The following is a 20,204-nucleotide window of genomic DNA, read 5'->3' as shown; positions in this document are numbered from 1 at the left end:
GCGGGGCGACAACGGGAGGAGAGACACATGTACGGCCGGGAACTCGCGGACGTGTACGAGGCCATCTACCGGAGCCGGGGCAAGGACTGGGGCGAGGAGGCGGCGGACGTCTCCCGGCTCATCGCCGAACGCCGCCCGGGAGCCGACTCACTGCTCGACGTCGCCTGTGGCACGGGCGCCCATCTCAGCGTGTTCAGCACCCTGTTCGAGGTCGCCGAGGGGCTGGAGATCGCGGAACCGATGCGCCGGCTCGCCGAGCAGCGGCTGCCCGGCACCACGGTGCACGCGGGCGACATGCGCGACTTCTCCCTCGGCCGCACCTACACGGCGGTGAGCTGCATGTTCTGCGCCATCGGCTATCTGGAGACCGTGGCCGACATGCGGGCCGCCATCAAGTCGATGGCCGGCCATCTGGAGCCCGGCGGCGTCCTGGTCGTCGAACCCTGGTGGTTCCCCGAGAACTTCATCGAGGGCTATGTCGCGGGTGACCTGGCCCGTGAGGAGCACCGCACCATCGCGCGGATCTCGCACACCACCCGCAAGGGCCGGGCCACCCGCATGGAGGTCCGCTTCACCGTGGGGGACGCCGCCGGTATCCAGCAGTTCACCGAGATCGACGTACTGACCCTGTTCGCCAAGGAGGAGTACGTCTCCGCGTTCACCGACGCGGGCTGCTCCGTGGAATTCCTGGAGGACGGCCCCACCGGTCGTGGCCTTTTCGTCGGTGTACGCGAATCGGGCTGAGAGACGAGAGCGTCAGGACGACATTTCGCGGGCCACCGACATCACGTAGCGGCCGTAACCCGACTGCGACATTTTCTCGCCGAGTCGGTAGCAGCTGTCCGCGTCGATGAATCCCATGCGCAGTGCGACCTCCTCGACGCAGGCGATACGCACGCCCTGCCGTTCTTCGAGGGTCCGCACATACTGGGCGGCCTGGAGCAGGGATTCCGGAGTTCCGGCGTCCAGCCAGGCGAAACCGCGGCCGAGGTCGACCAGGCGGGCTCGGCCGCGCGCCAGGTAATTCCGGTTGACGTCGGTGATCTCCAGTTCTCCGCGCGCCGAGGGGCGGAGGTTCTTGGCGATGTCCAGCACTTCGTTGTCGTACAGGTAGAGCCCGGTGATGGCGAGGTCGGAGCGCGGTCGGATCGGCTTCTCCTCCAGGGAGACGAGGCGTCCCGACGCGTCGGTCTCGCCCACTCCGTAGCGCTCCGGGTCCTCCACGGGATAACCGAACAGCACACAGCCCTGTACGTCCCGGACGTTGCTCTGGAGCATGTCGTAGAAGTGGTAGCCGTGGAAGATGTTGTCTCCCAGGACCAGGGCCACGTCGTCGTCGCCCACGTGGTCGGCGCCGATGATGAAGGCCTCGGCCAGCCCGGCCGGCCGGTTCTGCACCGCGTAGTCGATCCGGACGCCGAGCTGGGAGCCGTCGCCCAGGAGCCTGCGGAACTGTTCCAGGTCGTGCTCGGTGCAGATGAGCAGGATCTCCTTGATGTCCGCGAGCATCAGCACCGAAAGCGGATAGTAGATCATCGGTTTGTCGCCGACCGGGAGAAGCTGTTTCGAAACGGAGACGGTTATTGGATGGAGCCTTGTTCCCGAACCGCCGGCGAGAATAATCCCTTTCATGGGTATGCCCCTGTCCTCGATTTCTGCTCATGCTAACGACCGGATTCACTCGACAGCAACAAGAAGCGCCCTTGGTCCAGGGAAATTCGAGTGGGAATAGAGGAAAATCAAGGGTTGTGGACCGAACCGGCAATGTGATGTGCTGCGGGGGGATGGTGACGCCCTGCGGCATGGCATCAGCAATGGGAGGGAAACGAATTAATGACGACTCTCGTATGGGACTACCGGCAGGAATACGAGAACGAACGCGCCGATATTCTGGACGCCGTGGAGACGGTCTTCAGCTCGGGCCAGCTCGTCCTCGGTGACAGTGTTCGCGGCTTCGAGCAGGAGTTCGCCGGATATCACGGCGTGGGGCACTGCGTCGGCGTCGACAACGGCACCAACGCGATCAAGCTGGCCCTCCAGGCGCTCGGCATCGGCCCCGGCGACGAGGTCGTCACCGTGTCCAACACCGCGGCCCCCACCGTGGTCGCTATCGACTCGGTGGGCGCCACCCCGGTGTTCGTCGACGTCCACCCGGACAGCTACCTCATGGACACCGAGCAGGTGGAGTCCGTCCTCACCCCGCGGACCCGGTGTCTGCTCCCCGTCCACCTCTACGGGCAGTGCGTCGACCTGGCGCCGCTGGAGCGGCTCGCCGCCGAGCACGACCTGTTCCTCGTCGAGGACTGCGCACAGGCCCACGGAGCCCGCCGCCACGGCCGGCTCGCCGGCACCACGGGCGACGCCGCCGCCTTCTCCTTCTACCCGACGAAGGTGCTCGGCGCGTACGGCGACGGCGGCGCCGTGCTGACCTCCCGGGACGACGCCCACCGCGCGCTGCGCCGACTGCGCTACTACGGCATGGAGGAGCGCTACTACGTCGTCGGCACCCCCGGCCACAACGCCCGGCTCGACGAGGTGCAGGCCGAGATCCTGCGGCGCAAGCTGCGCCGGCTCGACGCTTACGTCCAGGGGCGGCAGGCCGTCGCCCGCCGCTACGAGGAGGGGCTCGGCGACACCGGCCTGGTGCTGCCGCACACCGTCCCCGGCAACGAGCACGTGTACTACGTCTACACGGTGCGCCACCCCCGGCGCGACGACATCATCAAGGCCCTCAAGACGTACGACATCGAGCTCAACATCAGCTATCCCTGGCCGGTGCACACCATGTCCGGGTTCGCCCACCTCGGCCGGCCCACGGGCTCGCTGCCCGTCACCGAGGAACTGGCGGGTCAGATCTTCTCGCTGCCCATGTACCCGGCCCTCGCGCCGGACGTCCAGGACAAGGTGATCAGCGCGGTGCGTGACGTGCTGGACAGCCTCTGAGCCCGTGCGTCGGCCCCGGCCCGACACACACCGCCCCACACCGAAGGCCCGGCGGAGGGATCCCCGCCGGGCCTTCTCGGTACGCGCGTCCCCCGCCGGGGGTCAGCCGGCGGAGCGGGACGCCTCCACACCGCGCAGACACGCCACCAGGCTCCGGGCCTGCACGTTGAGGTAGTGGCTGTGCCGGAGCAGCTGCGTCAGCTGGTCCATGGTCAGCCAGCGGTAGTCGGGGTGGCCGGGGTCCTCGGGGACGTCGCTGTCCACGATCAGATACCGGTTGCGGGCATGGAAGAAACGGCCGCCCTCCTCGGAGAGCACGGCCTCGAAGCGGATGCGGTCGGGCCCCGCGGCCAGCACCTCGTCGAGATGACGGGGCCGGGCGGTGGGCGGCAGCCAGTTGTAGCTCGCCGGGACGCACTGCACCGTCGGCGCCAGCTCCACGACGTCGGAGTAGCCCGGCTCGGTACGGGCGTGCACCAGCACGTGCGGCACCCCGTTGATCTCCCGTGACAGGAAGGCGATGACGCCGGTGCCGCGCGGCTCGATCATCGGCTGGCGCCAGGTGCCGACCTCGCGCCCCGCCGCCGTCACGGACACCCCGATGACGTCGAAGAAGCCGCCGCTCTCGTGCGAGTAACCCATCTCGCTGTGCCGCCACTCGTCCAGCGCGTTGAGGGCGATCCGCTCGGTGCGCACGTTGGCCAGCGAGCGGGCGCCGGTGATCCAGCTCAGCACGTCGGTCATCCGGTGCAGCGCGCCGTCCGGCCGGGAGGCGTGCGGCAGGCACGCCAGCACGGTCCTCGCGTCCATGTTGACGATGTCGTCGCGCGACAGCAGCCGGTACAACTGCCCCAGGGTGAACCAGCGGAAGCCTTCGAGGACCTCCACCTCGGTGGTCGTCTCCACCACCATGTTGCGGTTGCGCTTGCGGTAGAACCAGGCGCCCTGCTCCGACTGCCGGACGTCCGTGATCACCCGGTGCCGTGACGTGTCCCGGAAGTAGTCCAGATACGGCACGGGCTTGCCCTTGTGGACACCGGTGTAGTTGCTGCGGGTCGCCTGGACGGTGGGGGAGAGCTGCAGACCGCCGGGGTTGCCCGGCTCCGCCTTGGCCTGCATCAGGAAGTGCGGCACACCGTCGAACTCCTTGATCAGGATGCCCAGGATGCCGACCTCGGGCTGGTCGATGATGGGCTGGTCCCACCACGGCACCGCGTTGCCCGGATCGTGCACCCGCAGACCGTGGACCGTGAAGAACTTGCCGCTGCGATGCCACAGATCACCGGTCACCGGTGTCTGGTACCACTGGTCGAGGGCCGCCAGCGGTATCCGCTCGGCCGTCGTGTAGATCTGCTCCCCGTACTCGGCGAACCAGTCGTCGAATCCGGCGAGATCGGTCAGCGGGCTCTCCACGGCCGCGGCCGACCTGGCGATACGGGCCGTCACATCGGCCATCTGAACTCCTCGTCATCGATGGGGGCGTACGCGGCGGTTCGGGGTGGTTCAGTCGGCGGGCGTCTCCCACGTCGCCCGCATCGCCTCGGCGAGCGGGATCCGCGGCTTCCAGCCGAGCAGTTCGCCCGCCAGCCGGATGTCCGCCAGGGTCCAGCCGCCGCCCTTGCTGGCGATCGGCCCGTCCTCGACCCGCAGCGCCTGCGGGGGCAGCCCCGAGGCGGCGACCAGCAGATCCACCAGCTCACGCATGGCGGAGGCCTCCCCGCGGCCGATGTTGACGACCTGTCCGGTGGCCGGTGACGCCACGGCGAGGACCACGGCCTCGGCGAGGTCGCGCACATCGACGAAGTCCCGCCGCGCGTCCGCGACCCGCAGCGTCACCGGGGCGCTCGCGTCCGCGGCCCGCAGCCTGTCGACGACCGCCCCGAGGAAACTGGCCCGGGTGGTGCGGGGCCCGCACACGTTCACCGCGCGCAGCACCAGCCCGTCCACCCGGCCGGCCCGGGTGGAGTCGAGCACCAGCTCGGAACCGGCCAGCTTGGTCCTGGCGTACATCGTGGTCGGCCGGGGCTCGAGGTCCTCGCCGATGGAGAGGGGCTCGGACACCGGCCCGTACTCGTGGATGGAGCCCACATGGACCAGCCGCGGCCGCTCCTCCATCTGCGTCAGCGCCTGCAACAGCCGGTCGACCAGGGTGATGTGCGCGTACTGCATCTCCTCCTCGGTCGTGCCCCAGCCGCCCGTCACATTGACCACCGCGCGCACCCGGTGCCGGGTGAACAGCCGCGCGAGCTCGGCGGGCGGGACCGCCGCCACGTCCAGGCCGGCGAAGACGTGGTCCGCGACCGCGGGCCCGCCGCGCCGGGCGACGGCGAGCACCTGGTGCCCCTCGCGCGCCAGCGCGGCGCTCACACAGCGGCCGACACAGCCGGTGGCCCCGAGCACCGCGATCCGGGACCCGGCGGCCGCCGGCCGCCCCCCGCTCAGGGCCGCCACAGTGCGGCCTCGATCCGACGGCACTTGTCGTACTCCGGCAGGCCGCCCTCCGCCTGCACCTGCGCGAGCAGCGGCGCGGCCGTGTCCCGTGCGGACAGCAGGGGCTCCACGTCCTGGGGGATCGGCAGGCCGAGCGCGGGGTCGAGCGGGGAGAGGGACAGCTCGTGCTGTGCCTCGTAACTCCCGGACAGCATGTACGACATCACCGTGTCGTCCTCCAGGGCGATGAAGGCGTGCCCGACACCGACCGGGAAGTACATGGCGCTGAAGCCTTCCGGGTCGAGCACGGAGGAGTCCCAGCGGCCGAAGGTGGGCGAGCCGACCCGGATGTCCACCACGATGTCGATGGCGCGGCCCCGGGCGCAGTACACGTACTTGGCCACGCCCGGCGGGGTCACGGTGTAGTGGATGCCCCGGACGGTGCCGCGCCGCGACTTGCTGTGGTTGCTCTGCGCGACGGGGAAGAGCGGATGCCCCAGGGCCTCCACGAACGCCGGCTCCTGGTAGGGCGAGGTGAACAGACCGCGGTCGTCCTCGAAGACGGGCGGGGTGAAGGCGTACGCGCCACTGACGGCGAGTTCGCGGAACGTCACGGCGGAGGCCATCTACCGCTCCCCTCGGACAGCGCTGCCGGAATCGCGGGCCCCGCGGTGTTCCGCGGCGAGCTTCTCCAGCAGCGGAACGATGTCGTTGGGGCTCGGCGTCCCCACCATCTCCCGGCGGATCCGCGCGCAGTTCTCCGCGAACGACGGCTCCTCCAGCAGACGCAGCACGTGCTCGCGCAGGTCCTGGGCGGTGTAGTGGTCGACGTCGTGCAGATACAGTCCCGCGCCGAACTTCTCCAGCTGCTTCGCCTTGTGGATGGTGTCCCAGACCATGTCGGGCACGATCAGCTGCGGGACCCCGTGCGCCAGCGCGGTCTGGAAGGTGCCGGAACCGCCGTGGTGGATGACCGCGGAGCAGGTCGGCAGAAGCGCGTTGAGCGGCACGAAGTCGACGGCCCTGACGTTGTCCGGCAGCTCCAGCCCGGCGAGCTGCTTGGCGTTGAGCGTGGCGACCACCTCGACGTCGAGCTCCGCCAGCGCCTCGACCAGTTCGCCGATCGAGGCACGGTCGCCGTCCAGCACCTCACGGTGGGCCACACCCAGCGTCAGACAGACCCGGCGCTTCTTCGGCGGCTCGTGCAGCCACTCCGGTATGACGGCCTGCCCGTTGTAGGGGATGTAGCGCAGCGGGACGAACGGCTGCTTCACCGGGAACCGCATCGACGGAGGCACCGGGTCGATGGTCCACTGACCGACCGCGACCTCCTCCTCGAACTCCGCGCCGTAGCGGCCCAGCGTCCAGGTCAGCCACTCGCGCAGCGGATCGTCCCGCTGCTCCGGCAGCCGCTCCGCCTGGAGGTCGAGGAAGGTCTCGCGCATCCGACCCAGCAGATCGAGCCCGAACAGCAGCCGGGCGTGGGCGGCGCCGGTGACCTGCGCGGCCACCGGGCCCGCGAAGGACAGCGTGTCCCAGATGACCAGGTCGGGCTGCCACTCGCGGCTGAACGCGACCAGGTCGTCGATCATGCGCTCCGGGCAGGAGTTCTGGAAGGCCATCGCCGTCATCGAGGTGAACACCCCGAGGACGTGGTCCCAGGTCAGCATCTCGGGACGGGTCTCGGTCATGTCCATCCCGGCTTCCGCCTGGCTCTCCATGATCTCGGCGTCGTCGCCCAGGCCCTCGTTGACCCGCTGCATCTGCTCCTCCAGGAGCAGCGGCTCACCGACGCAGACGGCGGTCAGTCCGGTACGGGTGATGTCCTCCGCCAGATCCGGCTGGCTGGCGATACGGACCTCGTGGCCGGCGGTCTGGAGGGCCCAGGCGAGCGGAACCTGGGCATGCATATGGGACTTCGCGGCGAACGTGGTGAACAGGACCTTCATCGATCTCCCTTTTCGCGAGTGGTGGCGCCGGCGCCAGGAGGCCGGCGGGCCCCCTGGAACCGGCACTGTCCGGGGCGGCGGGCTTCACTGCCCGTCGTGGCCGACGTACCGGTGGCTCACCAGCCAGCCGTCTTGGCCGGCGACGAGGACGTCCTGGCACGACGTGCTCAGCCGGATCACGGGAGCGGCGCCCTTCGCGGTCGACACGACCAGGGCGTCGTAGCCCGTGCGCACCGAACCGTCCGGGAACCGCCAGGCCGCCGGCAGGCCCAGCCAGTGCCGGCGCACCGTGCCGGGAGGCGCCGCCGGCCGCTCACGCACGGCCGCGGCGATCGCCGCCCGGCCGCGCACCGGTTCGGTGAACGAGCTCTGGTCGAAGGCCCCGTCCTCGGTGAAGGTGTCCGCCCAGGCATCCCCCTCGCCCTCGTCGAGGAGCCGCATCTGCCGTGCGTAGAACTGCTGTATGGAGGCGTACTCGGCGGGCGGCACCGGCTCGGTACGGGCCCGCCGCTCCGCGTACTCCTTGGCGTGCCGCATGGTGATCGTGCTGTTGCCGCCGAGCGCGTCCCGGAGGAAGGCGCGGGCGTCGGCAGTGGTCGCGGAGGAGCCGAGGACCTTGGTGATGGCCGCGGCGTTGACGACCACGGTGTGCCGGGAGACGGCCACACAGCCGGACGGGGTCTCCCGTACCGTCCACTCCCCGGTGTGCACGGACATCAGGGCCGGTGTCTGCAACTGCTTGTACGTGATCCGCCCGTCCGGCAGGCAGATCCGCACCGAGGCCGTGGTGTGCGTCGAACCGTCGGGAGTGCGGGTCTCCATCTCCAGGTGCTGGACGTCGGGCGTGTCCTCCTTCAGCAGCACCCGGGCGACGTGCGGCAGCCGCTCCTGCCACAGCCCCGCGTCATGCAGGAAGGCCCGTACCTCCTCGGCCGGGGCGTCGATGCGCACCTCGTCCTCGAAGGTGCAGGGCGCGTCGTCGGTGCCGATGCGCAGTGCGGCGGACTCCAGCGCGGCCAGCTCGGCCCCGCTGTTGCGCTCGATCGCCTCCAGGATCCAGCTGACGTTGCTCTCCAGGTCGTCGACGGCCCGGAAGTCGTGCAGCAGCCGTACCCGGCTGCCGCCGTCGGGCAGCGCCTCGACGATCCACTCCCCGCCCATCGCGGCGACGGGATCCTGGGAGACCTCCTGGCGGAACCGGATCCGCAGCCCCTCGCGGTCCAGGGTGCGCCGCGAGGTCCAGGACTTGACCTCGCCGTTGGCGGTGGCCCAGATACGCAGCCGTTCCTCGTCGCCCGACCGCTCCAGATACTCCACGTGCAGGCTCGGCGGAAAGACGTGCGGCCAGTCCTCCGCCCGCTCCACCAGGCCGAAGACGGTCTCCGGGGCGGCGGCCACCGTGATCGTGTGTTCGGTCGTGTGCACCTCGTGCGCCATGCTGATCCCCTCTGTCTGCCCACGGCCGCGCACGGCCGGGCCCGCTGTCAGTAGTTGCCGAGTCCGCCGCAGACGTTCATCGCCTGGGCGGTGATCGACGCGGCCGTCGAGGAGAGCAGATAGCCGACGAGCCCGGCGACCTCGTCCGGCGTGGAGTAGCGGCCGAGGGGGATCTTCGCCTCGAACCTCTCCAGCACCTCGTCCTCGGTGATGTCCCAGGCGCCGGCGTATCCCTGGCGCACCCGCTCGGCCATCGGTGTCTCGACGTAGCCCGGGCAGACGGCGTTGACGGTGATGCCCGTCTTCGCCAGCTCCAGGCCCAGGGCCTTGGTGAAGCCGACGACACCGTGCTTGGACGCCGAGTACGGCGCTCCCAGCGCCACGCCCTGCTTGCCGCCCGTCGAGGCGATGTTGACGATCCGTCCGGCGCCGCGCTCCAGCATGCCGCCGGTCGTCAGCACCTCACGGGTCATCCGGAAGACGCTGTTGAGGTTGGTCTCGATCACGTCGAGCCACAGCTCGTCGGGGATCTGCGCGGTATGGCCGCCGCCGCTGCGGCCGGCGTTGTTCACCAGCGCGTCGACGGGACCGAACCGGTCCCTGGCCTCCTGGACGAAGGCGCGCACCTGCTCGGTGTCGCGTACGTCGCAGACGGCGCCGTCGACGTCGTGACCGGCCTCGCGCAACTCCTTGACGGTGAGGGCGACACGGTCGCCGTCGCGGGCGCAGATGAAGACCCGCGCACCACCCTCGGCCAGGCTGCGGGCCACGGCGAGACCGATCCCGCTGGTGGCACCGGTGACGATGGCGACGCGTTCTGCTGCTGGCGACATGAAGGCTCCTCAGCGGTCCCTGCGGTGGGGTGTCGGACGACTGCGAGGGTGTCAGCGGCCGCTCGAAATGCGCTCGACCCCTGGCCCGGCCCGGGCTCCAGTGGCCTTCCACCCGCCTGCGAGACACGACACGCAGCTTGGAACGACACGAACGACCGCACGATGTCAAGCGACGCCGGGTCACACGAACGGGTCAAAAAGAGACCGGACAACACCGGGCAACGAGGAGGCCATTGATGACGGATCACGAGCCAGATGCCAAGGAGACCGGTGCCGTGACCTTCGTGAACACCTTCACCGTGCACGTCGAACCCGAGGTGTTCGAGAAGGAGTTCGCGCGGACGTCCGAGTTCATGGCACGGCAGCCGGGCTTCGTCCGGCACACGCTCTCCCAGCACACCGAGCGGCCCGGCCAGTACGTCAACGTCGCCGAGTGGCAGGACGTCGCCTCGTTCCGCGCGGCCGTCTCGCACGCCGACTTCAAGCCCCACGCCGGTGCGCTGCGCGCCCTGAGCGAGAGCCGGCCGGAACTGTACCGGGCGCGGCTGCACCGCGACGGCGACTCGGCGCTCCAGGGCCCGGGGCTCGACGAGAGCGCCGATGCGACGGAGGAGATATGACGGCCCGTCGGGTGGTCGTCACCGGACTGGGAGTGATCGCCCCGGGCGGCATCGGCACGAAGGCGTTCTGGGAACGCATCGTCTCCGGTGTCTCCGCCACCAGGACCATCACCGCCTTCGACCCGGCGCCGTTCCGCTCCCGGATGGCCGCCGAATGCGACTTCGACGGGACCCGCTCGGGACTGTCGGCCCGCGACACCGCGCGGCTGGACCGCGCCACCCAGTTCGCCCTGGTCGCCGCCCGCGAGGCGCTGGCCGACAGCGGCATCGACATCGACGACGGCAACGCGCACCGCACCGGCGTCAGCCTCGGCTCCGCCGTCGGATGCACCCAGAAGCTGGAGGAGGAGTACGTCGCGCGCAGCGACGCGGGGCAGCAGTGGCTCGTCGACCACGCTGCGGGCAGCCCGTACCTCTACGACTACTTCGTGCCGAGCTCGATGGCGGCGGAAGTGGCCTGGGAGGCCGGCGCGGAGGGGCCCGTCGCGCTCATCTCCGCGGGCTGCACCTCCGGCCTCGACTCCCTGGGGCACGCCGTCGAGCTCATCAGGGAGGGCAGCGCCGACATCATGATCGCCGGGGGCAGCGACGCTCCCATCGCGCCGATCACCGTGGCCTGCTTCGACGCCATCAAGGCGACCTCGCCGCGCAACGACACCCCGGACCACGCCTCGCGGCCCTTCGACAGGACCCGCAGCGGCTTCGTACTGGGCGAGGGCGCCGCCGTCCTCGTCCTCGAGGAGCGGGAGTCCGCCCTGCGGCGCGGGGCGGACGTCTACGCCGAGATCGCCGGCTTCGCCGCGCGCGCCAACGCCCACCACATGACCGGACTGCGCCCCGACGGACTGGAGATGGCCGCCGCCATCACCGGCGCCCTCGACGACGCCCGGATCGAGCGCGAGTCCGTCGGCTACGTCAACGCGCACGGCACGGCCACCCGGCAGAACGACATCCACGAGACGGCCGCGATCAAGCACAGCCTGGGCGAGCACGCCCACCGGGTCCCGGTCAGCTCCATCAAGGCGGTCATCGGCCACTCGCTCGGCGCCGTCGGCTCCATCGAGGCCGCGGCCTCCGCCCTGGTGATCCGGCACGGAGTGGTGCCCCCCACGGCGGGACTGTACGAGCCGGACCCCCAACTCGACCTCGACTACGTGCCGTTGACCGCGCGCGACCAGCGCACCGACACCGTGCTGACGGTGGGCAGCGGCTTCGGCGGCTTTCAGAGCGCCATGGTGCTCACCGCCACGGAAGGGAGGCGCCCATGACCACCACGGCCGTCGTCACCGGAGTCGGCGTGCTCGCGCCCAACGGGATCGGAGCGGAGGAGTACTGGTCGGCGACCCTGCGCGGCGAGAGCGGCATCGGCCGCATCAGCCGCTTCGACCCCTCCTCCTATCCCTCCCGGCTGGCCGGCGAGGTCACCGGGTTCTCGGTGCGTGAGCACATCCCCAGCCGTCTCGTCCCCCAGACCGACCGCACCACGCAGTTCGCCCTGGCGGGCTCCGACTGGGCGCTCGCCGACTCCGGGCTGACCGCCGACAGCCTGCCCGCGGACGAGCGCGGGGTGGTCACCGCCAGCGCCTCCGGCGGGTTCGAGTTCGGCCAGCGCGAACTGGGCCACCTGTGGGGCAAGGACCCCAAGCACGTCAGCGCGTACATGTCCTTCGCCTGGTTCTACGCGGTCAACTCGGGCCAGGTCTCCATCCGGCACGATCTGCGCGGACCCACCGGAGTCGTCGTCACCGACCAGGCGGGCGGCCTCGACGCGATCGCGCAGGCCCGGCGCCGGATCCGCAAGGGCACCCCGCTCATGCTGACGGGCGGCATGGACGCCTCGCTGTGTCCGTACGGGCTCGCCGCGCAGATCTCCGCCGGGATCCTCAGCGAGAACGAGGACCCGACCCGCGCCTACCTGCCCTTCGACGCCGCCGCCGACGGCCATGTGCCGGGCGAGGGCGGGGCGATGGTGACCCTGGAGGACGCGGAGCGGGCCCGGGAACGCGGGGCCCGCAGCTACGGGGAGATCAGCGGGTACGCCGCCACCTTCGACCCCCGCCCCGGCTCGGGCCGGCTCTCCAACCTGGAGCGGGCCGTGCGCGGCGCGCTGGCCGACGCCGGCCTGCGTCCCGAGGACATCGCCTTCGTCCTCGCCGACGGCGCCGGTGAACCGGAGGCCGACCGCGTCGAGGCGCAGGCCCTGACCGCGGTCTTCGGGCCCGAAGGCGTGCCGGTCACCGTCCCCAAGACCATGACGGGACGCCTCTACGCGGGCGCCGCACCGCTCGACGTCGTCACGGCCCTGTTCGCCCTGCGGGACGGCGTCGTCCCGCCGACGATCCACGTCGACCGACCGGCGACGGGCTACGACATCGACCTCGTCACCGGCTCCCCCCGACCCGTCGGCAAAGACGCCGCGCTCGTACTGGCCCGGGGACGCGGGGGATTCAACAGCGCCATGGTCGTACGCCGCCCGTCGGCGGCCTGAGGCCCAGCCGCCCACCACCCGTCCGATCCACCCAACCCGTCGATCCACCCAACCCGTCCGATCCACCCAACCCATCCGCTCCGCCCGGCCGCGCCGCACGCGGCCGGCCCCACCGCGGCCCGCGGGGTCGCCCCTTGGAGACGTCATGTCCGCTTTCACCATGGAAGACCTGTTCCGGATCATGCGTGAGTGCGCAGGCGAGGAGGAGACCGTCGACCTGTCGAGCGCCGCCGCGGAGCAGGAGTTCTCCCTGCTCGGTTACGACTCGCTGGCCCTCATGGAGGCGATCAGCAGGGTGGAGCGCGGCTTCGGGGTCGAGCTGCCCGAGGACACGCTCGGCGAGGCGCTGACCCCGGCGGCGTTCGTCGACGCCGTCAACGCCGCACTCGCCGAGCGCACGCCCGCGGTGGAGGCCGCCGGATGACCGAGGCGGGCCTCGGCGCGAAGGGCGCTCCCGTCGTTCAGGCCCCGGCGCCGGACATCCGGATCGCGGGGTGCGCGGTCTGGCTGCCGCCCCGCACACCGGTCGCGGACGCCGTCGCGGCCGGGCAGTGCGACGAGGCCCTGGCCATGACGACCGGCATGGTGTCGGTGGCCGTGGCGCAGGACGAGCCGGCGCCGGAGATGGCGGCCCGCGCCGCCCGGACCGCCCTCGGGCGCGCCGGCTTCGACGACGTGTCGCTGATCCTGCACGCCAGCTTCTTCTACCAGGGGCACGACCTGTGGGCGCCCGCCTCGTACATCCAGCGCACCGCCGTCGGCAACCAGTGCCCCGCGATCGAGGTGGGGCAGGTCTCCAACGGCGGTATGGCCGCCCTCGGCCTCGCGGTCGATCATCTGCGGGCCGGCCCGACGGCCGGCGAGACGGACCGGCGCGTGCTGGTGACGACCGGGGACGCCTTCCGCCCGCCCGGCTTCGACCGCTGGCGCAGCGACTCGGGAACCTTCTACGGGGACGGGGGCACCGCCCTCGTGCTGTCCTCGCGGGAGGGCTTCGCCCGGATCCGGGGCCTGGCCACCGTCTCCGCACCGGAGTTGGAGGGGATGCACCGCGGTGACGACCCCTTCGGCAGCGCCCCGTTCAGTCACCGGCCGGTCGTCGACCTGGACGCCTGCAAGAAGGACTTCCTGGCCACCCGCCGGGTGACCCAGGTGATCGCGGCGAGCGGAGCCGCGCAGGACGCCGCCGTCGAGCAGGCCCTCGCCGCGGCCGGGGTCACGCTCGCCGACGTCGACCGCTTCGTCCTTCCGCACCTGGGCCGCAAGCGGCTGCGGGCAGGGCATCTCACCCGCTTCCAGATCGCGGAGGAGCGCACGACCTGGGAGTGGAGCCGCAGCATCGGGCACCTCGGCGCCGGTGACCAGATCGCCGGGTTCGACCACCTGGTCGGCTCGGGGACCCTGAGCGCCGGGGACCTGGTCGTGTGGATGAGCGTCGGCGCGGGGTTCACCTACTCCTGCGCCGTCGTCGAAATGCTGGAACGGCCCGACTGGGCGGGCACGACACCTACGGGAGACGTCGGATGACCGCCGCACAGCCGCTGCCCGTCGCCCTGCTGCTGCCGGGCCAGGGCTCCCAGCACCCGCGGATGGCGGCGGGGCTCTACGGACACGAGCCGGTGTTCACCGCGGCGATGGACGAGTTCTTCGACGCGGCGGGCCCCGAGGGCGGTCCGCTGCGCGAGGACTGGCTGGCCGAACGGCCCGCCACGGACATGGACCACGTCACCCGCTCGCAGCCGCTGCTCTTCGCCGTGGACCACGCGCTGGGCCGGCTGGTGCTGAGCTGGGGCGTGCGCCCGGCGGCCCTGCTGGGACACAGCATCGGGGAGTTGGCCTCGGTGACACTGGCCGGGGTGTTCGGCCTGCGGGACGCGACCGGCCTGGTGCTCGACCGGGTACGACGGCTGGCCGAGGCCCCGCCGGGCGGCATGCTCGCGGTCGCCGCGTCCACGGCGGAGGTGACGCCGTATCTGAGCGGAGACGTCGTGGTCGGCGCGGTCAACGCCCCGCGCCAGACCGTGCTGGCCGGCCCCGACGGCCCGCTGGACAAGGTCGGCCGTACGCTGCGGGAGGCGGGGTTCGTCTGCCGCCGGGTGCCGTCGCTCAGTGCCTTCCACAGTCCGGTGCTCGAACCCGCCTGCCGGGGCGCGGCCGAACGCTTCGCCGCGGTGGACAAGAGCACACCGTCCCTGCCGGTCCACTCCGCCTACACCGCCGGACCGTTGACGGAGTCCGCCATCGACGATCCCTCCTTCTGGGCGCTGCAGCCGGTGGCGCCCGTGCTCTTCTGGCCCGCGCTGGAAGGGCTGTTGGCGACCGGCGACCATCTGCTGCTGGAGGTGGGGCCGGGGCAGGGCCTGTCCCAGGTGGCCCGCCGCCACCCGGCCGTCCGGCGGGGGACCAGTGCGGTGGTGTCACTGCTCCCGGCCCGGCCGGGCCCACCGGAGGCGGACCGGGCCGCGCTGGACGCCGCAGTGGCACGCATGGAGGCGGCGGGCCACCCGATCGCCCGCACAGCCGCGGCCCACGACCACCCGCGACCCCGCACCACAACCGCCTGACCGCACCAAACCGACGCCGCGCCCCCGCTTTGTTCACGGGGGCGCGGCGTCGGTTTCCTGCGGAGTGACGCGGTACGGGCCGGGGCAGGACCTCCGGTTCCGCACGGTCGCCGTACGGAACCGGTCGTCGTGCGGATCCCGTCGCCGTGCGGATCCGGTCGTCGCGGAACCGGTCGCGCTAGGCGCGGACGGTCGCCGTGACGTAGCGCACGGGCGTGTCGATCGTGAGCGGCCCGTCCCCGTCCCGCATCGCGTCGAGCGAGGTGATCAGCCGCTCCCGCAGCTGCCGGCGCTTGTCGTCCGAGAGGTGGTTCCACAGCAGGCGCATGCCCTGCGTGTGGGACCAGTCCACCCACGCCAGACCCGACTCGGCCACCAGGTGGACGGGCTCGTCGACGACCGACACCTCCTTGAAGCCGGCCTTCTCCAGGGTGCGGGTGAGGTCGGCCGGGTCCGCGAGCCAGCTGTTGAAGCGCTGCTGAAGACGCTCGGGCTGCCACTGCGGCGGCAGGTCGAGCAGCAGCTCGCGCGGGATGAGTTCGGTGAACACCGGGGGCAGGAAGGGGAAGGTGTCGTCGCTGAACACCGGGCTGGTGAAGGCGAGCCGCCCGCCGGGCGAGAGCAGCGGTGCGTAACGGGCGAGGGCCGCGGGCGCGTCGGGCAGGAAGATGACGCTGTAGCTGCCCAGGACCACGTCGAAGGAGCGCGGTTCGAAATCGGGGTGCTCCCCGTCCATCACCCGCAGATCCACCGTGGTGGTGTTGCGCAGCGCCGCTTCCTTCGCGGCCTCCTCGATCATCGCCTCGGCGACGTCGATGCCCACCACACTGCCGTTCGGCCCCACGCGTTCAGCTGCCGGGAAGACACAGGCCCCCCGGCCGCAGCCGACGTCGAGGACCCGCTCGCCCTCCCCGGGGGCCGCACGTTCCACCAGCCGCCGGCCCATGGGAGTGAAGAACTCCACGCCGAGCCGGTCGTAGGACGCCGCGGCGCTGTTGAAGGCGGCCGCCACCTCGGATTTGTACGTGGACGTGTCCACTGACCCTCCCGCTCTCTCGGTGGATTCACCACCTTTCCCGCCCTGTCTCGGGCACGGATGGAGGGGTCTTGGAGCGCCACTGGACTGTGGCTGGATAAAAAGCAAAGAACTCTGTGGGACGCCTGTCTGCCCTTGTTCCGGACGGTGTCGTCTCCTAAGAATTGATTCCGTCACGTACCGCACCGATTCAGGAGGAGAAAACGTGAGCGAGCAGATAGCGAGCGTTCGGCGCCTGGTGGAGGCGTACAACACCGGGAAAACGGACGATGTGGCCGACTACATCCATCCGGAATACATGAATCCGGGAACTCTGGAATTCACCTCGCTGCGCGGCCCGGAGCTTTTCGCGATCAATGTCGCATGGGTCAAGAAGACGTTCTCGGAGGAGGCCCGCCTCGAAGAGGTGGGCATCGAGGAGAACGGCGACTGGGTGCGCGCCCGGCTGGTGCTCTACGGGCGGCACGTCGGTGAGATGGTCGGCATGGCGCCCACCGGGCGGCTGTTCTCCGGCGAGCAGATCCATCTCTTCCACTTCGTCGACGGAAAGATCCACCACCACCGCGACTGGCCCGACTACCAGGGCACCTACCGCCAACTCGGTGAGCCGTGGCCGGAGAAGGAGCACCGCCGTCCGTGACGGCGGGTTCCTCGACGCCGGGAGAGCAGGGGGAGGCTCGATGGAGTTCGGAGTGCTGGGGCCGTTGTACGTGCGGGTGAACGGGGAGACGACCGCTCCGAGCGCCCCGAAACTGCGCAACGTACTGGCGATGCTGCTCGTCCACACGGGACATGTGGTGCCCGTGCCTTCGCTGGTGCGGGATCTGTGGGACGACGATCCACCCGTCAGTGGTCTGACCACGCTGCAGACGTACATCCTGAATCTGCGCAAGATGTTCTCCGCGATCACCGGGCTGACCACGGACGAGGTGGCCCGCGACATCCTGGTGACCCGGGCGGGCGGTTATCTGCTGACCGCCGAGGCGGGAGCGCTCGACCTCCACCGCTACCGGCGCCTGGTGACCTCCGGCCGGGAGGCCCTGGTGCGCGGCGACGACGCGGCCGGGGTGCGGGACCTGAACGAGGCGCTCCTGCTGTGGCGGGGCCCCGCCCTGGTGGACGTACCGGCCGGGCGGGTGCTGGAGAGCAGGCGCCGGCAACTGGAGGAGTCCCGGCTCGCCGCCTTCGAGTACCTGGTCGACGTGGAGCTGCGGCTCGGCCTGTACCGCGAGGTGCTGGCCGAACTGGCGGCCCTCACGGTGGAGAACCCGCTGCACGAGGGCCTGCACGGCCAGTACATGTGGGCTCTTCATCTCAGCGGGCGCAGGGCCCAGGCGCTACAGGTCTTCCACCGGCTGCGCGGTGCGCTGGTCGCGGGGCTCGGCCTGGAGCCGGGGCCTCAGGTGCAGCGACTGCACCAGGCGGTGCTGAACGCGGACACCGACTTCGAGCCCCGCTTCGCCGTGGGCCGGGCCCCGGTCGCCATGCCCGCCACCGCCTTCGGCGGGGGACGTCCGTACTGACGTCCGTACTGACGGCCCTGCGGACGTCCCAACTGACGTACCGGTATTCAAATTTGATTGCGCCGCTGGGTCCGGCGTGACTAGGGTGGCATCTAGACAAATTTGATTAGTCTGGGGAGGGGTCATGCCGGAGGAGCACCTGCCGGAGCAGGGTCCGGAGCAGCTGGGTCAGCCGGAACAGCCGGAGCAGCCGGAGCAGCAGGACGAGGCGCCCATCGACAATCCGACGGGCTGGGTCGCGGCACACATCCGCCGCTACGACCGCAGCGGCGGCAAGGACGGGCAGAAGTGGTACGGGCTCGACACCCTGCTCCTCACCACCCGCGGCCGCAAATCGGGCAAGCTGCGCCGCACCGCGGTGATCTACGGCCGTGACGGCGAGAACGTCATCGTGGTCGGCTCGAACGCCGGAAAGCCGGAGCATCCGCTCTGGTATCTCAATCTGGTCGCCTCGCCCGAGGCTCATGTCCAGATCGGCGAGGAACATCTCGACGTGCGTGCCCGCACGGCGAACGCCGAGGAGAAGCCGGATCTCTGGAAGCTCATGACGGGGATTTTCCCGCAGTACAAGAGTTACCAGAAGAAAACCACCAGGGATATTCCCGTGGTCATCCTGGAGCCCGTCAAGCCGTAACCGCCGACGGCCCGTGACGTCCGGCTCCGGTCGAATGTTCAGAGAAAATTCATGGCAGGAAAAGGGAAGGTGTTTGTGTTGAACGAATTCACGCGCCGCGGATTCCTCGGCAGCGCGGCAGCGGTCGGCGGGGCCACTGTGGTGACCACAGCCCTCCCGGGGGTCCAGACCGCCGAGGCGGCCGTCCCGGAAGCGGCGGCAGGCGGTGCGTGCGGCGCCCCGACCGGACTCGTCCAGGTGGACCGGACGGACCGGCGCTACCAGGACCTGGTCAGCAGGGGCTTCAACGGGCGGTTCCGCGGCAAGCCCGACACCGTGTACGTCGTGCACACCGCGGACCAGGTCGTCGACGCGGTGAACCAGGCCCTGGACGCGGGCCGGCGGATCGCCGTGCGCAGCGGCGGCCACTGCTTCGAGGGCTTCGTCGACGACCCCGCCGTCCGGGCCGTCATCGACATGTCCGAGATGAGACAGGTCTGCTACGACTCCGCCAAGCGGGCGTTCGCCGTGGAGCCCGGCGCCACGCTCGGGGAGACGTACCGCACCCTGTACCTCGACTGGGGCGTGACCATCCCGGCCGGCGTCTGCCCCCAGGTGGGCGTCGGCGGCCATGTCCTCGGCGGTGGCTACGGCCCGCTCTCCCGCCGCGACGGAGTGGTGGCCGACCACCTGTACGCGGTCGAGGTCGTCGTCGTCGACGCCTCGGGCCGGGCCCGCAAGGTCGTGGCCACCAGTGCCGCGAACGACCCCAACCGTGAGCTGTGGTGGGCCCACACCGGGGGAGGGGGAGGCAATTTCGGAATCGTCACCCGGTACTGGTTCCGCACGCCCGGCGCCACCGGCAACGATCCGTCCGCACTGCTGCCCAAGGCCCCGAAGTCCACCCTGCGACACATCGTGACCTGGGAATGGTCCGCCCTCACCGAGAAGGCGTTCACCCGGATCATCGACAACCACGGCGTCTGGCACCAGCACAACAGCGCCGCCGACACCCCGTACGCCAGTCTGCACAGCGTCTTCTACCTCAACAGCCGGGCGGCCGGACAGATCCTGTTGGACATCCAGATCGACGGCGGACTCGACGGCGCCGAAGGGCTGTTGAACGACTTCGTGGCCGCGATCAACGAGGGCACGGGGGTGGAGCCCACCGTCCAGCGGAGCACGGAGCCGTGGCTGCGCGCCACACTGGCCAACAAGTTCGACACCGGCGGCTTCGACCGGACCAAGTCGAAGGGCGCGTATCTGCGCAAGCCGTGGACCGCCGCCCAGTCCGCCACCCTCTACCGCTACCTGAGCGCCGACTCCCAGGTGTGGGGCGAGGTCTCGCTCTACTCCTACGGCGCGAAGGTCAACTCCGTGCCGGAGACGGCCACCGCCACCGCCCAGCGCGACTCCATCATCAAGGTGTGGATGTCCGCGACCTGGATGGATCCCACGCAGGACGACGCCAACCTCGCCTGGATCCGGGAGATCTACCGCGACGTCTTCGCCACCACCGGCGGCGTCCCGGTGCCCGGCGACCGCACCGAGGGCACCTTCATCAACTACCCCGACATCGATCTGACCGACCCGCAGTGGAACACCTCGGGAGTGCCCTGGCACACCCTCTACTACAAGGGGAACTACCCGCGCCTGCAGCAGGTCAAGGCCCGCTGGGACCCCAAGAACGTCTTCCGGCACGCGCTGTCCGTACGACTGCCCGACTGACCACGCCGGAGGTGCGGTGACCGCTTGAAGCGGCCACCGC

Annotated in this window: 20 protein-coding genes; 12 read left to right on the top strand and 8 right to left on the bottom strand. The window is 70.7% G+C overall.

The genetic code is table 11. The features are described 5' to 3' along the window. Positions 1 to 27 precede the first annotated feature (27 nt). The gene (locus tag ACZ5SK_RS30280) at positions 28 to 744 is read left to right on the top strand and encodes a class I SAM-dependent methyltransferase (RefSeq protein WP_468576728.1); all 717 of its coding nucleotides are present in this window, start codon (positions 28 to 30) and stop codon (positions 742 to 744) included. A 12-nt stretch (positions 745 to 756) separates the two neighbouring features. On the opposite strand, the gene rfbA is transcribed toward ACZ5SK_RS30280, so the two are convergent. Continuing rightward, entirely contained in the window at positions 757 to 1,632 is an 876-nt protein-coding gene (gene rfbA / locus ACZ5SK_RS30275; protein WP_319670953.1) for a glucose-1-phosphate thymidylyltransferase RfbA, read from the bottom strand. 201 nt (positions 1,633 to 1,833) lie between these two features. On the opposite strand from rfbA, the gene ACZ5SK_RS30270 reads away from it, so the two are divergent. Next, entirely contained in the window at positions 1,834 to 2,943 is a 1,110-nt protein-coding gene (locus tag ACZ5SK_RS30270) for a DegT/DnrJ/EryC1/StrS family aminotransferase (RefSeq protein WP_334577271.1), read from the top strand. Between the two features lie 102 nt (positions 2,944 to 3,045). Here ACZ5SK_RS30270 and ACZ5SK_RS30265 read toward each other — a convergent pair whose 3' ends face one another. From ACZ5SK_RS30265 to ACZ5SK_RS30240, 6 genes are all read right to left on the bottom strand, one after another. Next, positions 3,046 to 4,398 (bottom strand): NDP-hexose 2,3-dehydratase family protein, encoded by a 1,353-nt coding sequence (locus tag ACZ5SK_RS30265; protein ID WP_334577270.1) that lies wholly within the window; start codon positions 4,396 to 4,398, stop codon positions 3,046 to 3,048. 48 nt (positions 4,399 to 4,446) lie between these two features. After that, positions 4,447 to 5,418 carry an NAD-dependent epimerase/dehydratase family protein gene (locus ACZ5SK_RS30260; protein WP_334577269.1) on the bottom strand — a complete coding sequence of 324 codons (972 nt, stop codon included), beginning with the start codon at positions 5,416 to 5,418 and terminating at the stop codon, positions 4,447 to 4,449. Continuing rightward, positions 5,382 to 5,999 carry a dTDP-4-dehydrorhamnose 3,5-epimerase family protein gene (locus ACZ5SK_RS30255; protein ID WP_079659613.1) on the bottom strand — a complete coding sequence of 206 codons (618 nt, stop codon included), beginning with the start codon at positions 5,997 to 5,999 and terminating at the stop codon, positions 5,382 to 5,384. Before ACZ5SK_RS30255 ends, ACZ5SK_RS30260 begins: the two co-directional genes overlap by 37 nt. Further along, entirely contained in the window at positions 6,000 to 7,322 is a 1,323-nt protein-coding gene (locus tag ACZ5SK_RS30250) for an activator-dependent family glycosyltransferase (RefSeq protein WP_334577268.1), read from the bottom strand. Between the two features lie 84 nt (positions 7,323 to 7,406). Then, the gene (locus ACZ5SK_RS30245) at positions 7,407 to 8,759 is read right to left on the bottom strand and encodes an SRPBCC family protein (protein ID WP_334577267.1); all 1,353 of its coding nucleotides are present in this window, start codon (positions 8,757 to 8,759) and stop codon (positions 7,407 to 7,409) included. A gap of 47 nt (positions 8,760 to 8,806) precedes the next feature. Further along, the gene (locus ACZ5SK_RS30240) at positions 8,807 to 9,592 is read right to left on the bottom strand and encodes an SDR family NAD(P)-dependent oxidoreductase (protein WP_079659609.1); all 786 of its coding nucleotides are present in this window, start codon (positions 9,590 to 9,592) and stop codon (positions 8,807 to 8,809) included. 236 nt (positions 9,593 to 9,828) lie between these two features. On the opposite strand from ACZ5SK_RS30240, the gene ACZ5SK_RS30235 reads away from it, so the two are divergent. The 6 genes from ACZ5SK_RS30235 to ACZ5SK_RS30210 all read left to right on the top strand — a co-directional run bounded on the left by ACZ5SK_RS30235 (position 9,829) and on the right by ACZ5SK_RS30210 (position 15,264). Continuing rightward, positions 9,829 to 10,212, top strand: a complete 384-nt coding sequence (locus ACZ5SK_RS30235; protein ID WP_334577266.1) for an antibiotic biosynthesis monooxygenase family protein — start codon at positions 9,829 to 9,831, stop codon at positions 10,210 to 10,212. Next, positions 10,209 to 11,480 (top strand): beta-ketoacyl-[acyl-carrier-protein] synthase family protein, encoded by a 1,272-nt coding sequence (locus ACZ5SK_RS30230; RefSeq protein ID WP_468576727.1) that lies wholly within the window; start codon positions 10,209 to 10,211, stop codon positions 11,478 to 11,480. The genes ACZ5SK_RS30235 and ACZ5SK_RS30230 overlap by 4 nt, the downstream gene beginning before the upstream one ends. After that, complete coding sequence (locus tag ACZ5SK_RS30225; protein WP_334577264.1) at positions 11,477 to 12,700, top strand: ketosynthase chain-length factor; 1,224 nt, start codon at positions 11,477 to 11,479, stop codon at positions 12,698 to 12,700. The genes ACZ5SK_RS30230 and ACZ5SK_RS30225 overlap by 4 nt, the downstream gene beginning before the upstream one ends. A 145-nt stretch (positions 12,701 to 12,845) precedes the next feature. Then, a complete protein-coding gene (locus ACZ5SK_RS30220) occupies positions 12,846 to 13,124 on the top strand; it encodes an acyl carrier protein (RefSeq protein ID WP_361701516.1) in 279 nt (92 codons plus the stop codon). After that, the gene (locus ACZ5SK_RS30215; protein WP_334577262.1) at positions 13,121 to 14,227 is read left to right on the top strand and encodes a ketoacyl-ACP synthase III family protein; all 1,107 of its coding nucleotides are present in this window, start codon (positions 13,121 to 13,123) and stop codon (positions 14,225 to 14,227) included. Before ACZ5SK_RS30220 ends, ACZ5SK_RS30215 begins: the two co-directional genes overlap by 4 nt. Continuing rightward, positions 14,224 to 15,264, top strand: a complete 1,041-nt coding sequence (locus ACZ5SK_RS30210) for an acyltransferase domain-containing protein (protein WP_334577261.1) — start codon at positions 14,224 to 14,226, stop codon at positions 15,262 to 15,264. The genes ACZ5SK_RS30215 and ACZ5SK_RS30210 overlap by 4 nt, the downstream gene beginning before the upstream one ends. A gap of 178 nt (positions 15,265 to 15,442) precedes the next feature. On the opposite strand, the gene ACZ5SK_RS30205 is transcribed toward ACZ5SK_RS30210, so the two are convergent. Next, complete coding sequence (locus ACZ5SK_RS30205; RefSeq protein ID WP_334577260.1) at positions 15,443 to 16,303, bottom strand: class I SAM-dependent methyltransferase; 861 nt, start codon at positions 16,301 to 16,303, stop codon at positions 15,443 to 15,445. A gap of 202 nt (positions 16,304 to 16,505) precedes the next feature. Here ACZ5SK_RS30205 and ACZ5SK_RS30200 point away from each other — a divergent pair, with 202 nt between their 5' ends. The 4 genes from ACZ5SK_RS30200 to ACZ5SK_RS30185 all read left to right on the top strand — a co-directional run bounded on the left by ACZ5SK_RS30200 (position 16,506) and on the right by ACZ5SK_RS30185 (position 20,164). Further along, complete coding sequence (locus ACZ5SK_RS30200) at positions 16,506 to 16,940, top strand: ester cyclase (protein ID WP_099935957.1); 435 nt, start codon at positions 16,506 to 16,508, stop codon at positions 16,938 to 16,940. A 40-nt stretch (positions 16,941 to 16,980) separates the two neighbouring features. Continuing rightward, positions 16,981 to 17,823, top strand: coding sequence for an AfsR/SARP family transcriptional regulator (locus ACZ5SK_RS30195; RefSeq protein ID WP_334577259.1), 843 nt, complete (start codon positions 16,981 to 16,983; stop codon positions 17,821 to 17,823). Between the two features lie 124 nt (positions 17,824 to 17,947). Continuing rightward, on the top strand, positions 17,948 to 18,457 hold the full coding sequence (locus ACZ5SK_RS30190) for a nitroreductase family deazaflavin-dependent oxidoreductase (RefSeq protein ID WP_334577258.1): 510 nt from the start codon (positions 17,948 to 17,950) through the stop codon (positions 18,455 to 18,457). A gap of 78 nt (positions 18,458 to 18,535) precedes the next feature. Next, a complete protein-coding gene (locus ACZ5SK_RS30185) occupies positions 18,536 to 20,164 on the top strand; it encodes an FAD-binding oxidoreductase (protein ID WP_334577257.1) in 1,629 nt (542 codons plus the stop codon). Positions 20,165 to 20,204: the final 40 nt, after the last annotated feature.

This window comes from Streptomyces sp. NPDC031474 (assembly GCF_055581185.1).
This window is presented reverse-complemented; position numbering and strand designations above follow the sequence as displayed.